Annotated in this window: 12 protein-coding genes and 1 tRNA gene; 6 read left to right on the top strand and 7 right to left on the bottom strand. The window is 60.6% G+C overall.

Annotated features, from left to right (window positions below; genetic code table 11):
- Together ACR0J5_RS20485 and ACR0J5_RS20480 are read left to right on the top strand one after the other, a co-directional pair.
- On the top strand, positions 1–1120 hold a 1120-nt coding region (locus ACR0J5_RS20485; RefSeq protein WP_480656726.1), incomplete at its 5' end, for a COG4223 family protein.
- 10 nt (positions 1121–1130) lie between these two features.
- Positions 1131–2657, top strand: a complete 1527-nt coding sequence (locus ACR0J5_RS20480) for a heme biosynthesis HemY N-terminal domain-containing protein (RefSeq protein WP_480656725.1) — start codon at positions 1131–1133, stop codon at positions 2655–2657.
- On the opposite strand, the gene ACR0J5_RS20475 is transcribed toward ACR0J5_RS20480, so the two are convergent.
- The 6 genes from ACR0J5_RS20475 to ACR0J5_RS20450 all read right to left on the bottom strand — a co-directional run bounded on the left by ACR0J5_RS20475 (position 2654) and on the right by ACR0J5_RS20450 (position 7492).
- A complete protein-coding gene (locus ACR0J5_RS20475) occupies positions 2654–3685 on the bottom strand; it encodes an ABC transporter substrate-binding protein (protein WP_480656724.1) in 1032 nt (343 codons plus the stop codon). The two genes, ACR0J5_RS20480 and ACR0J5_RS20475, sit on opposite strands and share 4 nt — an antisense overlap.
- The gene (locus tag ACR0J5_RS20470; RefSeq protein WP_480656723.1) at positions 3682–5073 is read right to left on the bottom strand and encodes a sensor histidine kinase N-terminal domain-containing protein; all 1392 of its coding nucleotides are present in this window, start codon (positions 5071–5073) and stop codon (positions 3682–3684) included. The genes ACR0J5_RS20475 and ACR0J5_RS20470 overlap by 4 nt, the downstream gene beginning before the upstream one ends.
- A complete protein-coding gene (locus tag ACR0J5_RS20465) occupies positions 5066–5737 on the bottom strand; it encodes a response regulator transcription factor (protein WP_480656722.1) in 672 nt (223 codons plus the stop codon). The genes ACR0J5_RS20470 and ACR0J5_RS20465 overlap by 8 nt, the downstream gene beginning before the upstream one ends.
- Positions 5738–5861: 124 nt before the next feature.
- A complete protein-coding gene (locus ACR0J5_RS20460; RefSeq protein ID WP_480656721.1) occupies positions 5862–6728 on the bottom strand; it encodes an amidohydrolase family protein in 867 nt (288 codons plus the stop codon).
- Positions 6729–6827: 99 nt separating this feature from the next.
- Positions 6828–7019: a hypothetical protein gene (locus ACR0J5_RS20455; protein ID WP_480656720.1), complete on the bottom strand. Its 192-nt coding sequence runs from the start codon at positions 7017–7019 to the stop codon at positions 6828–6830.
- Positions 7020–7405: 386 nt separating this feature from the next.
- Positions 7406–7492, bottom strand: a tRNA-Leu gene (locus tag ACR0J5_RS20450).
- Between the two features lie 200 nt (positions 7493–7692).
- Here ACR0J5_RS20450 and ACR0J5_RS20445 point away from each other — a divergent pair.
- Positions 7693–8676, top strand: a complete 984-nt coding sequence (locus ACR0J5_RS20445) for a complex I NDUFA9 subunit family protein (protein WP_480656719.1) — start codon at positions 7693–7695, stop codon at positions 8674–8676.
- Here ACR0J5_RS20445 and ACR0J5_RS20440 read toward each other — a convergent pair whose 3' ends face one another.
- A complete protein-coding gene (locus ACR0J5_RS20440) occupies positions 8677–9480 on the bottom strand; it encodes an undecaprenyl-diphosphate phosphatase (RefSeq protein WP_480656718.1) in 804 nt (267 codons plus the stop codon).
- Positions 9481–9711: 231 nt separating this feature from the next.
- On the opposite strand from ACR0J5_RS20440, the gene ACR0J5_RS20435 reads away from it, so the two are divergent.
- The 3 genes from ACR0J5_RS20435 to gltB are packed head-to-tail and all read left to right on the top strand — an operon-like array spanning position 9712 to position 16131.
- A complete protein-coding gene (locus ACR0J5_RS20435) occupies positions 9712–11145 on the top strand; it encodes an NAD(P)-dependent oxidoreductase (RefSeq protein ID WP_480656717.1) in 1434 nt (477 codons plus the stop codon).
- A gap of 22 nt (positions 11146–11167) precedes the next feature.
- Positions 11168–11602, top strand: coding sequence for a GFA family protein (locus ACR0J5_RS20430; RefSeq protein WP_480656716.1), 435 nt, complete (start codon positions 11168–11170; stop codon positions 11600–11602).
- Complete coding sequence (gene gltB, locus ACR0J5_RS20425; protein ID WP_480656715.1) at positions 11599–16131, top strand: glutamate synthase large subunit; 4533 nt, start codon at positions 11599–11601, stop codon at positions 16129–16131. The genes ACR0J5_RS20430 and gltB overlap by 4 nt, the downstream gene beginning before the upstream one ends.
- Positions 16132–16210: the final 79 nt, after the last annotated feature.

The raw sequence follows: 16210 nt of genomic DNA, 5'->3' as shown, positions 1-16210 counted from the left end.
AGCCGAAGCCGAAGCCGAAGCCGAAGCCGAAGCCGAAGCCGAAGCCGAAGCCGAAGCCGAAGCCGAAGCCGAAGCCGAAGCCGAAGCCGAAATGGCGGCAGAGCCGGTTGTGGAGGAGGTCGCAGAACCTGCGACTGAACCACGAAATGAGCCCGCGCAGGAAAAGAAGGGCGGGTTTATGCCCGCTCTGTTGGGTGGTGTGATCGCAGCCGGGATCGGGTTTGTCGCAGGCAGTGCCGGTCTGTTCGGATCGGACAACTCGGATGGGCTTGCGGCGCTTGAGGCGAAGATCAACGATCAAACCAGCCAGATTGAAGCGTTAAAGAACGCTCAGCCCGACACGTCGGATGTAGACAATAAGATCGCCGCGCTGACGGATCAGGTCGCTCCGCTGAGTGCCGAACTGGACACGTTGAAATCCAGCCTCGACGGTCTGGCGGGCAAAATCGACCCTCTGGCCAGCCGGCTGAGCGATCTGGAAAGCAATGCGCTGACGCAGGGTGCGTCCACCGAAACGTCGGCCGCGTTTGAGGCCGAGCTGAAAAAGCTGCAGGAATCGCTGGCCGCGCAGCGGGCCGAGGTGGAAAAGATGGTCTCGGACGCGCAAGCGCTTGAGGCTCAGGCATCGGCCAAGGCGCAAGCCGCAACCAACGCGGCTGTTGTGTCGCAAATAAACGGCCAATTGGAGGCCGGACAGCCCTATGGTGACCTGCTGGCTGAACTGTCCGCCGGTGGCGTGAGCGTTCCGGGGGCCTTGGCGGCTCCGGCGGACGAGGGCGTGGCGACCCTGGCGGAACTGCGCGCATCCTTTGCGCCTGCGGCCCGAACCGCGCTGGCGGATGCCCGGGATGCGGATGCCACCACCGGAATCGTTGCGTTTCTACAGCGCCAGACCGGCGCGCGTTCAGTGACACCGCAAGAGGGCGACAGCCCCGATGCGATCCTGTCGCGGGCCGAGGCCGCTGTTGGCAGCGGCGATATTTCCAAGGCGCTGACCGAATTGAAATCCCTGCCAGAGGCGGCTCAGGCTGCAATGGCGGAATGGGAACAGACGGCGCAGACACGGTTGGCTGCCGTGGACGCCGCAAATGCGCTGCAATCCAGCGTAAACTCGAACTGAAGGACCTGCCATGCTGTGGTCATTGTTAAAGATCCTTGTTTTTGTAGCGATTATCGGCCTGCTGGCCCTGGGCGCCATGTTCCTGATGGAAACCAGCGGCGGCGTACAGATCACCGCATGGGGTCAGGAATTCACGCTTGGGCCGTTGCAATCGGTGATCGCGCTGGGCGTGCTGGTTGTGCTGATCTGGGTGTTCTTCAAACTGCTGACCCTGCTGATCGCGACGCTGAAATTCCTCAACGGGGATGAGACCGCGCTGTCGCGTTATTTTGACCGCAGCCGCGAACAGCGTGGGTATCAGGCGTTGACGGATGGGATCATGGCGCTGGCCTCGGGCGAGGGGCGGATCGCCATGTCCAAGGCCGCCAAGGCCGAAAAGCTGTTGAACAAGCCCGAGCTGACCAACCTTCTGGTGGCACAGGCGGCCGAGATGAATGGCGACACCAAGAAGGCGTCTGAGACCTACAAAAAGCTGGTCACCAATAACGCCACCCGTTTTGTCGGTGTGCGCGGAATCATGAAGCAGAAGCTGGCCGAGGGCGACGACGACACCGCACGCAAACTGGCCGAAAAGGCGCTGGCGATCAAACCGCGCCACGCCGAGACGCAGGATATCCTGCTGGGCTTGCAAACCAAATCTCAGGATTGGGCAGGCGCGCGGTCGACCCTGACCGCCAAGCTGAAGGCGGGCCACCTGCCGCGCGACGTGTTCAAGCGCCGCGATGCGGTTCTGGCCCTGTCCGAGGCCAAGGGGATTCTGGACGAAGACGCCACGGTCGAACAGCGCGAACACGCGATTGAGGCCAATCGCCTGTCGCCCGATCTGGTACCTGCCGCCGCCATGGCTGCGCGGGCCTATATCGAAAAGGGCAAACCGCGTGCCGCGACCAAGATCCTGAAAAAAGCGTGGGAGGTGCAGCCGCACCCCGATCTGGCCCATGCCTTTGCCGAAATTGCACCGGATGAAACCGCTGAGGCGCGGATCAAGCGCTTTGCGGCCCTGACGCGCATCCATCCTGAAAACCCCGAAACCCGTCTTATTCTGGCCGAGCTGAACATCGTGGCCGAGGATTTCCCCGAAGCCCGTCGGGCGCTGGGCGATGTGGTGGAAAAACAGGCCGATGCCCGTGCCTATACGCTGATGGCCGCGATTGAGCGGGGCGAAGGCGCCTCGGACGCGGTGGTGCAGGGCTGGCTGGCCAAGGCGCTGAATGCGCCGCGCGGGCCGCAATGGGTCTGCGACAATTGCCATGACATTCAGCCTGAATGGGCCCCGGTTTGCCAGAATTGTCACAGCTTTGACACGCTCAGCTGGCAGACCCCGCAAACGCCCGAGATTGCCACGGCAACAGGCGTTCACATGCTGCCGCTGATCGTCGGTGCGCTTGAGGACAAGGCCGAGCCTGAAGCAGAAATCGAAGAGGTTGACGACACGGCTGAGGCCGAGGTCATTGAGATGGAGGTTCAGCCCGTCCGACCTGACGCGGAACCGGCGGTCAATGCCGATGGTGAGCCTGTGGTCGAAAAGCAGGCTTAACGCGCTGTCTCGACGTCAAAGGCATCATTCCACAGTTTGAACAACTCGGCCCGGCGGTTCTGGTCCCGTGCGACCAGTAGCGCCGGGGATAGCGCGATAAAGCGCCGGGCGCTGGGCGTCAGGTTGGTATCTTCTGTGTCCATCGGCGCGACAAGGCCAGATGCGGCGAGCAGAGACTGCGCCTGGGGGGACAGCAGAAAATCCAGAAATTCGGTCGCGGCGTCTTTGTTACGGGCCTGTGCCGGGATCATGAAGGCGCGGGACAGGACAAGGGTGTAATCCTCGGGCAGGATCACACCCACGCCCGGCGCGTCGGCATTGGCCACGTAGGACCCCAGCACGTTATAGGCAATCAGGAACCGTCCGTTGGCCACGTCGCGGATAATCTCGGACGAACAGCAGGTGGCCACCGCATCGATGCGGGCAAAGCCTTCGATCAGGGACCCAAAGGTCGTGGCCTCAAGACTGTCGCCATAGGCAAAAAGATAGCCCAACCCAGAAGCCGCGATGTCATATGTCGCCACCCGGCCCCGCAACAGATCGGGTTGGGTACGCATCGCGTCCAGCAGGGAAAACCGGTCGCGTGGTACGTCCTGATCGTTCAGAAGGGTTTTGTTATAGGCGATGACGGCGGGTTCGGTGGTGATGCCCCACAGCTCATCCCGCCAGCGTCTGGCATCCGGCAGTGCCTCGGTCAGAGGCGAGCTGTATCGATGCCCGCAGGCGGAGTTGACCAGCCAGACCATCTGTTGAATGGCCGAAGAAAACACCACATCGGCGGGGTCTTCTCCGTCCCTGCACACCATGCGGCTGTGCTGAAACAACGCGTTCGATCCCCATTGTTCATAGGTGATCGAAAGATCGGGGTTGAGCGCGGCGAACCGTTCCACAACCGGCGCGATGATGGCGATATCGGTGGTCGAGCGGATCAGCATCGGCTCATCCCCACTGCCGAAACGCGCTGTCGCCTCCTGCGCGTGCAGGGGGGTGGTGGTGAGGCAAATTGCTATCAGCAGCCCTCGGATCATCGCGTACCTCGTTTGGTTTTGGGAAAGCTGAGTGCTGCGCGAAATCCGCTCTCATCGCGGTGCATTTCAACCTTGCCGTCAAAGGCTTCGGCGGTTGATTTCACGATGGACAGGCCCAGCCCGGTGCTGTCTTCACCCGAACCAGAGGTGCGGTTGAACCGGTCGCCCAACTGATCCGCAATGGGGGTTGCCGGGCCACAGCCCTGATCGCGCACCCACAGGACGGCGCGGTTATCCTCGACCACGGCACCAATGCTGACCGGGGGTTTGCCGTGCCGCAGCGCGTTGCCCAACAGGTTCTTGGCGGCTTCGCCCAGCGAAAAGGCGTCGGCATTGACCAGAATTGGCGCTTCTCCGATGTCCAGACGCACCTCGACCCCGGGCGCGATAACCTCGTGGTCGCTGTGTTCCAGAACGTCCAGTGCCACCTCGCGCAGGTCGACGGGGCGGCGGGGGGCGCTGTCGATACGGTGGATGACCATGGCGCGAGACAGAAGCTGATCCAGCAGCGTGCCCAGCGACCGGGTCCGCCCCAACAGCCGGTCCAGCGCCCGCTTACGGGCCGGCGGATCGGGGTCGTCCTGTGCAATTTCGGCCTGAACGCGGATCGCAGCCACAGGCGTGCGCAACTGATGTGCCGTGTCAGCGATCAGGTTGCGCATCGTGTCCACTTGCCGGTCCAGACGGCCCATGAACCGGTTCATTGCGCTCAGCATCACTTGTAGTTCGCGCGGCAGGCCATCGCTGGCCATCGGCGTCAGGTCGTGCGGGTCGCGCCGGGTAAGATCCTCGGACAGGGCCTCAAGCGGGCGCAGGGCGGACCTCGTGACAAACCACGACATGATCAGCAGCAAAGCCCCGGCAACGCCCATGGGCAACAGCGCATCCCGCATCAAACCGGCGGTCATGGACTGCCGCGCACGCAGGGTCTGGCCCACCAGCACCTCGACCTGGCCTGAGAAATCCCGTTCGGCAAACAGCCGGGTGACGCGGACAAAACGCGCAGGTTCGGTGTTCAGATCAGCTGAGAAATACAGCGGCGTGCCCGCCTCATCTGGCACTTCGATCACCGTGTCGCGGTCGAGCCCGGTGATAAATGGCCCACCGGGTACCTGCACCGCATAGAAAATCCGGTCATCGGGGGCTTGCGCCAGCAGTTGAAAGGCCGAAACGGGCAGGTCGACAAAGGGCTCTCCGTCCTGAATGCGCACGGATTCCGCGATGTCCGTGGCCGCGCCCAGCAGCAGCCGGTCATAGGCTTGCCGCGCCGCCAGCCGTCCATTGGCCCAGATGGACAGGGCCACCAGACAGCCACCCAGTATCAGGATCAACATCACCGCGCTCAGCACCCGCGCGGTCAGGCTGTGGGGCAGGTGCAGCTTAGCCATCCAGACCGATCCGATACCCGACCCCGCGTTGCGTGGTGATGCTGACCGCACTGCCCGCGAATTTCTTGCGCAGCCGGGCGATGTAAAGCTCAATCGCGTTCTCGCCCACATCTGCGTCTTCGAAACCGTAAAGCGAGTCGTACAGCCGCGCCTTGGACAGGAATTGACCCTCGTGCCGGATCAGGGCGTCCAGCACGGCGGCCTCACGCGCGGTCAGGGTCAGGCGTTTGCCGTCCAGCGTGGCGCTGCGATCCTTGGGGGCGTAGATCAGAGGGCCCAGCGTGATTTGCTCGCTCTTGCGGTCAGCGTCACGACGGACGAGGGCGCGCAGCCGTGCCTCTAACTCGCGCTGATCGAAGGGCTTGCCCAGATAGTCGTCGGCGCCTTTGTCCAATGCGGCCACACGATCCTCGACCGAGGTCAGCGCGGTCAGCATCAGAACCGGCGTGCGATCCCCCGCCGCACGCATCTTGCCAAGGAAATTCAGGCCGGATCCGTCGGGCAGATTGATGTCCAGCAGCATCGCGTCATAGCTTTGGACCGCGCGGAAATCACGGGCCGAATCCACGGTGGTCGCCAGATCGCACACGACGCCGGACCGAGCCAGATGGGCGACCACGCCCTCGGCCAGATCTTCGGCATCTTCAACCATCAAAACGCGCATGACCCCTCCCGTAATCAGACGCCGAACCCGTGACAGGTTCGTGACAGCATTATTCGGTAAACAGTTTCAACCCGCAAGGACGCGTCCCTGTAGGCAACGGTTTCGGCCCTGAACGGGCGGCGCGTTACCCTATCCGATAGAACGCTTGTGCGGTGCCTCCGAAAACCTGTGCATTGTGATCCTTGGGCACGAGCGCGGTGTGACGTTCCAGAAGATCGGCATACGTGGATGACAGGCTGTCCACCGGAAAGTTCGAGCCAAACATGCAGCGATCCGGCCCGAATTGGCTCAGGCAGGTCTCAACAATGGGTCTGACGCTGTCCGCGCTCCAACCATGATCGAACATCCCAAGCCCCGATAATTTGCACGTGACCTGAGGCAATCCGGACAGCGATTGCAGCGCCTTTGCCCAACCCTCGATCCCCTGCACGGATCGGTCATGCGGCGACCCGGCATGGCACAGGGCGACTTTTGTCCCGGGGGCCTGATCCAGCACTTTGGTGGTGCGTTCCATCAATTCAGGCAGCAATTGCAGGTCGAAGGACAGACCCCGGTCGCCCAGCTGTTTCAACCCTTCCAGAAAACGAGGATCGTCCAGCAGGTCATTTGTACCTGACAGCTGATCTTCACCTGGCGCGCGGCCAATGATTTGGCGCACGCCGCGCAGCGAGGACAGGGTTTGCAACCGATCCAGCTGATCTGGCAGGTCCTCGGCTGTCAGGTCGCAAAACGCCACCTGCACCAGCGGCCAATCGGGGTTTTTGTCAGCAACGCTCTGAACCCACTGTGCTTCGGCCCAAGGGTCGGCGGCACCGACCTGAATATGGACCGATGCCATGAACCCCTCTGCTTGCTTGCGAAATTCAGGCAGCAAATAGTTGCGCTGAATCGGGGAGGGGTCACCAAAAAAGCGGACTGCGCCCGCCTCCATCAGCCACGGGTAGTGCACCGCGTTCAGATCCCAAAGGTGATGATGCGCGTCTATTTTCATGGTGTTTAATCCCGGCCATAGGGGCCAGAGTTTAGACCCTTCGCTATTTATATGAATGCCACGGGTCGGGGAAACACCATTTTGGGCAAGGGCCGCCCTTTATTTCCGGTTGGAAGGCAGATCGTCGCGCTTTTCTTCAAGGACCGAGCGAAACAGCGCCGTCAGTTCCGATCTTTGGATTGGCGCGGGTTTGTGCGGGAAAACCCCGGACTGTCCTTGCATGCCCTTACGGGTTGCGACCGGCGCTTTTTTGAATCCGGCAAAGCGATTGAAAAATGATCTGATACGCATCGTCCTGGTCCCTGAAAATATGGTCTCAAAAAATTTGCCGCTGCGGACCTGATCCGAACCCGTTGGTACGAGGCTCTAGGATCGTTAATCCGTGAGCGGTGATCCGCAGCGACAGAGGCCATTTACGCAGCGGATTTTTTGGCGCAAGGGGGAAGAAATCAGGGTCTTGCGTCATATTTTGAAGGGGAAATCGAAAAGTGAAGGTAAAACTTACCTTTACGTAAAGAGGCTCATCCGTAAACCATTTTTCGCGACGTCGCGTCATTTTCTTCAAGCGGAAAACCCAGACAGACATGGGGCAACGAAAGCCCGAATCCTTTGAACGTACAGCACAAACCCGTACCCCGTTGGACAAGGGAACTGCTCTGTTTTCAATGTCGGGGATATGGTGCCCAGGAGAGGACTCGAACCTCCACGTCCATACGGACACTAGCACCTGAAGCTAGCGCGTCTACCAATTCCGCCACCTGGGCAGGTGTCGTGGAGGGGCGTTTAAGCTGACTGGCCGGGGGCGTCAACCGGATTCTGTGAGTTTTTAAAACTTTTTTGACCGGCACCGAAATTGCACCGGATCGGCCTGTGATCTCGCTGACACGCGCGGCGATTTAGCGTCTTGTTTGACAGGGGTCTCGACGCTAATTGTGATGCAAAGCCACCCAGCAGGAGCCATAGAATGTCGAAACTCGTCACCATTTACGGCGGATCGGGATTTGTCGGTCGCTATATCGCGCGCCGTATGGCCAACAAGGGATGGCGGGTGCGGGTTGCCGTGCGACGCCCGAACGAGGCGATGTTCGTCAAAACCTATGGTGTGGTAGGACAAGTCGAGCCCATTCTGTGCAACATTCGCGATGACGCGTCGGTTGCCGCAGTGATGCAGGGGGCCGATGCGGTTGTGAACTGCGTCGGGGTTCTGAACGAGATCGGCAAGAACGAATTTGGCGCCGTTCAGGCCGAGGGTGCCCAGCGGATCGCGCGGATCGCGGCCGAGCAGGGCGTTGGCAAAATGGTGCATATCTCGGCCATCGGGGCGGATCTGGATTCGGACAGCGCCTATTCCCGCAGCAAGGCCCAGGGTGAAGCCGGGGTTCTGGCGCATATGCCCGATGCTGTGATCTTGCGCCCCTCGGTCATTTTCGGGACCGAAGACCAGTTCTTTAACCGCTTTGCCGGCATGACCCGTATGGGCCCGTTCCTGCCGTTGGTCGGGGCCGATACCCGGTTTCAGCCGGTCTATGTGGATGACGTCGCCAAGGCGGCTGTACAGGGCCTTCTGGGCGAGGCCCGGGCCGGAACCTATGAATTGGGCGGCCCCGAGGTCAAAAGCTTCCGCGCGTTGATGCAGCAGATGCTTGGGGTGATTCACCGTCGTCGGGTGATCATCGGACTGCCCTTCTTTGCGGCCCGGATCATGGCGGGTGTTCTGGATATCGTGAAATTCGTCAGCTTTCAGCTGTTTCCCAACTCCATCCTGACGCGCGATCAACTGAGGAATCTGCGTCGTGACAACGTGGTGTCCGAGGGGGCCCGTGGTTTTGCCGATCTGGGCATTGAACCGGCGGCTTTGGAATCAGTGTTGCCCGACTATTTGTGGAAATTCCGCCCCTCGGGCCAGTATGACGAGATTCAGAAATCGGCCAGCAATCTGCGGACCTGATCAGCTATAGGCAATCGCCAGCAGGATTGCGCCCAGAATCACCCGATAGATGACATAGGGCGTGAAACTGACACTGCGCAGCAGGCGCATCATCAGGGTCAGCGCCAACAGGGCCGAAACAAAGGCAAAGGCGGCGGCAATCGCGCCATCCTTTGCCAGTTGCGCATCAGCGTGGCGGATCACCTCGGCGGACATCAGTACGCCCGACGCCAGGATCGTCGGGATTGACATCAGCATCGCAATCCGCGCCCCATCCTCGCGCCCATAACCCAGATGCCGTGCGCCGGTGATGGTGATGCCGGACCGTGACGTCCCGGGGATCAACGCCAGCACCTGCCACAATCCCATGATGAGCGCGTCGCGCGGACCCCATTCCTGCGCCTGTTTTGTCTGAGGGGCTTTCTGATCCACCCAATACAGGACCAGCCCGAAGATCAGCATGCTCCACGCGATCACGGACATCGACCGCAGGGATTGGCTGAGGCCGGTTTCAAACAGAATCACCCCACCGATCACAGTGGGAATCGTTGAAATGATCAGGCACATCGCCAGCCGGGATTGCGGGGTATCGGCGCGCCCCTTCAGTGCCCGCGGCAACCCGGCGGCGGCCTGTTTCACGTCGGACCAGAAATAGACGATCACGGCCCCCAGCGTGCCCACATGAACGGCCACATCAATGGCCAGTCCCTGATCGTCCAGACCTGTGAGGCTGGGCAGCAGGATCAGGTGACCTGACGATGAGATCGGCAAAAATTCAGTGATACCCTGAATAACTGCCGCAAGAATCAAGTGAAAAAGACTCATTTTGCCTGCCGTGCTGCCGTCACGTATTCTTTGCGAGCTATGGGTATAAGCGCAGTGGAGAAAAGGAAAGCGCGCATATAGGTCCGATTCGGAACTAAAAATACATGAGGCTCCCAAATAATTTGTGACACCTCGGCGTTTTTCTTCAAAATAGGTCAGTACATTTGACTTTTCAAATCAAACTGTATCTCTTAAAGAGGTCAAACTCAGCCAATTCATGGAGTAAGACCCGTGGCAAAGCAGCCGATGTTGAAATTTGTGCAGATTGATCGCGTCATGCCGGAAAAGCGTGCCGCTGATGACCGCAAAGAAGACTTTGACGAAATCTATGCTGAATTCGCATCGGCCAAAGCGGAAGAGCAGGCCAGCCGCTGCAGCCAGTGTGGTGTGCCGTACTGTCAGTCCCATTGCCCGTTGCACAATAACATCCCGGATTGGTTGCGCCTGACCGCAACAGGGCGTCTGGAAGAGGCCTATCAAACCAGCCAGGCCACCAATACGTTTCCTGAAATCTGTGGCCGCATCTGCCCGCAGGACCGCTTGTGCGAAGGCAATTGCGTGATCGAACAATCCGGCCATGGCACGGTTACCATCGGCACGATTGAGAAATACATCACCGACACCGCCTGGGACAAAGGCTGGGTGAAACCGGTTGTTCCCGGGGCTGAGCGCAGCGAAAGCGTTGGCATCATCGGTGGCGGCCCCGGAGGGCTGGCAGCGGCGGATATGCTGCGCCGTGCGGGGATTCAGGTCACCGTCTATGACCGTTACGACCGCGCGGGCGGTTTGCTGATGTATGGTATTCCGGGCTTCAAGCTGGAAAAGGACATCGTGCAGCGCCGCAATGATCTGCTGGCAGATGGCGGTGTTACGTTCGAGCTGAATTGCGACGTCGACGCCACGAAATTCGAAGAAATTCGTGGTAAGCATGACGCTGTGATCATCGCGACCGGCGTCTACAAGTCCCGCGACTTGTCCATGCCGGGCAGCGGTCTGGCCGGTATTGAAAAAGCGATCGACTTCCTGACCGCCTCAAACCGCAAAAGCTTTGGCGATAGTGTGGAAGATTTCGACAATGGTCGTCTGAATGCCTCCGGTAAAAAGGTCGTCGTGATCGGCGGTGGGGATACGGCAATGGATTGCGTGCGCACCTCGATCCGGCAGGGCGCGACCTCGGTCAAATGCCTGTACCGTCGCGACCGCGCCAATATGCCGGGTTCGCAGCGTGAAACGCAGAACGCGGAAGAAGAAGGCGTGATCTTTGAATGGCTCAGCGCCCCCAAGGGCTTCACCGGCGACGATCATGTCTCGGGCGTGATGGTGCAAAAGATGCGCTTGGGCCAGCCCGATGCCACAGGCCGTCAGGCCCCCGAGGTGATCGAAGGCGCGGATTATGTCGAAGACGCCGATCTGGTCATCAAGGCGCTTGGGTTTGAACCCGAAGATCTGCCCACCCTGTTCGGCCAGCCCGACCTGCCCGTGACCCGCTGGGGCACCGTCAAGGCGGCCTTCCAGACCGGCGAGACCGAGATGGACGGGGTATATGCCATCGGTGACATCGTGCGCGGCGCCTCTCTGGTCGTGTGGGCGATCCGCGACGGGCGCGATTGTGCCGATGCGATCCTCGATCGCTTCAACGCCAAAGCTGCGGTCGCAGCGGAATAACCCAGCGCTCAGGAGGGTCAGCATGCCTGAATTGCAAGGCCAGTGTATGTGCGGCGCGGTCACCGTTACCGCCACCCCGGCGGAAAACGCGCTGGGGGCGTGCCACTGCGATCAATGCCGCCGTTGGACCAGTTCCATGCTGGTGAGTTTTCAGGCCGAACCCGGTTACGCCGCACTTGGTCCGGTCAAAACCTTCACGTCCTCCGACTGGGCCGAGCGCGCCTTTTGCACCGAATGCGGGTCGGCCTTGTGGTACCGGGTCACCGCACCCGGTGAGATGCACGGACATACTCAAATGGCAGCGGGCCTGTTTCAGGACACAGGCCACGATCTGCAACTGGAACTATTTATCGACAAAAAGCCCGACGGGTACGCGTTCGCAGGTGAACGCCGGCAGATGACCACATCACAGGTCGAAGCCATGTTTGCCCAGCCGGAACAAGGAGACAGCCAATGACCAAATATGATGCCGATTGGGTCAAAGCCGAGGAAACGAAACGTCAGTGGATGGCGGAAAATGGTCTCTATTCCGAGGAAGAAGAGCATTCTTCCTGTGGCGTGGGTCTGGTTGTGTCGGTGGACGGCAAGCCGTCGCGCAAGGTGGTGGATGCGGGGATCGACGCGCTTAAGGCGATCTGGCACCGCGGCGCTGTGGATGCCGATGGCAAGACCGGCGACGGCGCGGGAATCCATGTGCAGATTCCGGTGCCCTTCTTCTATGATCAGATCCGCCGCACCGGGCACGAGCCCAACATGGATGAGCTGATCGCCGTTGGTCAGGTGTTCCTGCCCCGCACTGACTTTGGCGCGCAGGAAAGCTGCCGGACCATCGTGGAAACCGAAGTTCTGCGCATGGGCTATTACATCTATGGCTGGCGTCATGTGCCGGTGGATGTGACCTGTCTGGGTGACAAGGCCAACGCCACCCGGCCCGAGATTGAGCAGATTCTGATCTCGAACTCCAAGGGCGTGGACGAAGAGACGTTTGAGCGTGAGCTTTACGTCATTCGCCGCCGTATCGAAAAGGCTGCTGCTGCTGCGGGGATTTCGGGCCTGTATCTGGCGTCGCTGTCCTGCCGGTCGATCATCTACAAAGGCATGATGCTGGCCGAGCAGGTGGCCGTCTTCTACCCCGATCTGATGGATGAGCGGTTCGAGTCCGCCTTTGCGATTTACCACCAGCGTTATTCCACCAACACCTTCCCGCAATGGTGGCTGGCGCAGCCCTTCCGCATGTTGGCCCATAACGGTGAGATCAACACGCTGAAGGGCAACGTCAACTGGATGAAAAGCCATGAAATCCGCATGGCGTCGGCCACATTTGGGGATCATGCCGAAGACATTAAGCCGATCATCGCCGGTGGATCGTCGGATTCTGCTGCATTAGACTCGGTTTTTGAGGTGCTGGTACGCGCGGGGCGCTCGGCGCCCATGGCGAAAACCATGCTGGTGCCGGAAAGCTGGTCCAAGCAGGCGGTTGAGCTGCCGCAGGCGTGGCGCGACATGTATTCCTACTGCAATTCGGTGATGGAGCCGTGGGACGGCCCCGCCGCTTTGGCCATGACCGATGGCCGCTGGGTCTGCGCCGGCCTCGACCGCAACGGTCTGCGCCCGATGCGCTATGTGGTGACGGGTGATGGTCTGGTGATCGCTGGGTCCGAGGCCGGCATGGTGCCGATTGATGAGGCATCGGTTACCGAAAAGGGCGCGCTGGGTCCGGGTCAGATGCTGGCCGTGGATATGAAGCGCGGCAAGCTCTATCGCGACACCCAGATCAAGGACAAGCTGGCCCGCGCATTGCCGTTTGGCGAATGGGTCAACAAGATCAACGATCTGGATGACGCTTTGGCCGGTGTCGCCGAGACGCCCAAATTCACTGGCGAAGAGCTGCGCAAACGCCAGATCGCTGCCGGATATTCGGTGGAAGAGTTGGAGCAAATCCTTGCGCCCATGGCTGAGGATGGCAAGGAATCGCTGGCCTCGATGGGTGATGATACGCCCTCGGCGGTGCTGTCCAAGCAATACCGCCCGCTCAGCCATTTCTTCCGCCAGAACTTTAGCCAGGTGACGAACCCACCCATCGACAGCTTGCGCGAATACCGCGTGATGTCGCTGAAAACCCGGTTCGGCAACCTGAAGAACGTGCTGGACGAAGACAGCAGCCAGACTGAGATCATTGTTCTTGGCAGCCCCTTTGTCGGCAACGCGCAGTGGGACAAGCTGGTCGAAAACCTGGGTTCCCCGCTGGCGGAAATCGACTGCAGCTTTGAACCGGGTCAGGGGGCGCTGAATGCCGCTTTGACCCGTATCAGAGCCGAAGCGGAAGAGGCTGTTCGGTCCGGTGCCGGGCATCTGGTGCTGTCCGACATGAACTCAGGGATGGGGCGTGTGGCGATCCCGATGATCCTGGCGACCAGTGCCGTGCACTCGCATCTGACGCGTCAGGGGCTGCGAACCTTCTGTTCGCTGAACGTGCGCTCGGCCGAATGTGTTGATCCGCACTATTTTGCCGTGCTGATCGGTTGTGGCGCGACCGTGGTGAACGCTTATCTGGCCGAGGATTCGCTGGCCGACCGTATTGATCGCGGGTTGCTGGATGGCACGCTGACCGAAAACGTCGCGCGCTATCGCGAGGCTATCGATCAGGGCCTGCTGAAAATCATGGCCAAAATGGGTATCTCGGTGATTTCCTCGTACCGTGGCGGTCTGAACTTTGAGGCCGTGGGCCTGAGCCGCGCGATGGTGGCTGAATACTTCCCTGGTATGACCAGTCGGATTTCGGGCATCGGTGTCACTGGTATCCAGGCCAAGGCCGAGGAAATCCATGCCAAGGGCTGGGAAAGCGGTCTGGACGTGCTGCCCATCGGTGGTTTCTACAAAGCGCGCCAGTCGGGTGAGACCCACGCGTGGGAAGCGACCTCGATGCATATGATGCAAATGGCCTGTAACCGCGCCTCGTACGAGCTGTGGAAGCAGTACTCCGCCAAGATGCAGTCGAACCCGCCGATCCACCTGCGCGACCTGATGGATTTCAAACCGCTGGGCAAGCCGGTGCCGATTGAAGAGGTCGAATCGATCACCTCGATCCGCAAACGCTTTGTCACGCCGGGCATGTCGCTGGGCGCACTATCGCCCGAGGCGCACAAGACCCTGAACGTGGCGATGAATCGGATCGGTGCCAAATCCGACAGTGGCGAGGGTGGAGAAGATCCGGCGCATTTCGTGCCGGAGCCGAATGGCGACAACCCGTCTGCCAAGATCAAACAGGTCGCCTCGGGCCGGTTCGGTGTGACTGCCGAATACCTGAACCAGTGCGAAGAGCTTGAGATCAAGGTCGCCCAGGGTGCGAAACCCGGTGAGGGCGGTCAGCTGCCCGGCATGAAGGTCACTGATCTGATCGCGCGTCTGCGGCATTCGACCAAGGGCGTGACGCTGATCTCGCCGCCGCCGCATCACGACATCTACTCGATCGAGGATCTGGCGCAGCTGATCTATGACCTCAAGCAGATCAACCCGCGCTGTAAGGTGACGGTGAAACTGGTGGCGTCCTCGGGCGTGGGCACGATCGCCGCTGGTGTGGCCAAGGCCAAAGCGGATATTATCCTGATTTCGGGTCACAATGGCGGCACGGGCGCGTCGCCCGCGACGTCCATCAAATACGCCGGTCTGCCGTGGGAAATGGGCCTGACCGAGGCGCATCAGGTTCTGGCGATGAACAACCTGCGCGACCGCGTGACCCTGCGCACCGATGGGGGCCTGCGCACGGGTCGTGACATCGTCATGGCCGCGATGATGGGGGCCGAGGAATACGGCATCGGTACCGCCGCCCTGATCGCGATGGGTTGTATCATGGTGCGTCAGTGCCAGTCGAACACTTGTCCGGTTGGCGTGTGCACGCAGGATGAAAGCCTACGGGCCAAGTTCACCGGCAATGCCGACAAGGTCGTCAACCTGATTACCTTCTACGCGCAGGAAGTGCGCGAGCTGCTGGCCAGCCTCGGCGCGCGCTCGGTGGATGAGATCATCGGGCGGGCCGATCTGCTGGCGCAGGTTAGCCGGGGCTCGGCGCATCTGGATGATCTGGACCTGAACCCGCTGCTGATCACCGTCGATGGCGCGCATGACATCGTCTACAACCGTGACAAGGACCGCAACGCGGTGCCCGATACACTGGACGCTGAGATCGTGCGCGATGCGGCCCGGTTCCTGAAAGACGGTGAAAAGATGCAGCTGTCTTACGCGGTGCAGAACACGCACCGGACCGTGGGTACCCGCGTGTCCAGCCATATCGTGCAGAACTTTGGCATGCGGAACACGTTCCAAAGCGATCATCTGCATGTGAAACTGCAAGGCTCGGCTGGTCAGTCACTGGGCGCGTTTGCGGCGCCGGGTCTGAAGCTTGAGGTCTCGGGCGATGCCAATGACTATGTGGGTAAGGGCCTGTCCGGCGGTATGATCGTTGTGCGCCCACCGCAGGTCAGCCCGCTGAAAGCGGATGACAACACGATCATCGGCAACACGGTTCTGTACGGGGCCACCGACGGCCACCTGTTCGCAGCAGGCCGCGCGGGTGAGCGGTTTGCCGTGCGCAACTCTGGCGCCAAAGTGGTGATTGAGGGCTGCGGCTCGAACGGGTGTGAATACATGACCGGCGGCGTGGCGGTGATTCTGGGTGACATCGGGGCCAATTTCGGCGCGGGCATGACCGGCGGCATGGCCTATCTGTATGACCCCGAGGGCAAGGCCGAGGCGCTGATGAACATGGAAACGCTGGTGACCTGTCCGGTCACGGTCGACCATTGGGAAGGCCAGCTGAAAACGCTGATCGAAACCCATCAGGCCGAGACCAACAGCCGCAAGGCCGCTGACATTCTGCAACACTGGGACGTCGAGAAAGCCCATTTCCTGCAGGTGTGCCCGAAGGAAATGCTGAACAAACTCAGCCATCCTCTGACACATGAGGTTGCGGCGGTTCCGGCGGAATAGGCCAGCCATAGTAACGAAAACGAAAACCCGCGCGTCCATGTGATGTGCGGGTTTTCTTGTGTTCGGGCCGCAACAACAC

The sequence above is a fragment of the Ruegeria sp. BE1 genome (genome assembly GCF_056538885.1).
Note: the sequence above shows the minus strand (reverse complement) of the source record. Positions and strands in the feature narration are given on the sequence as shown.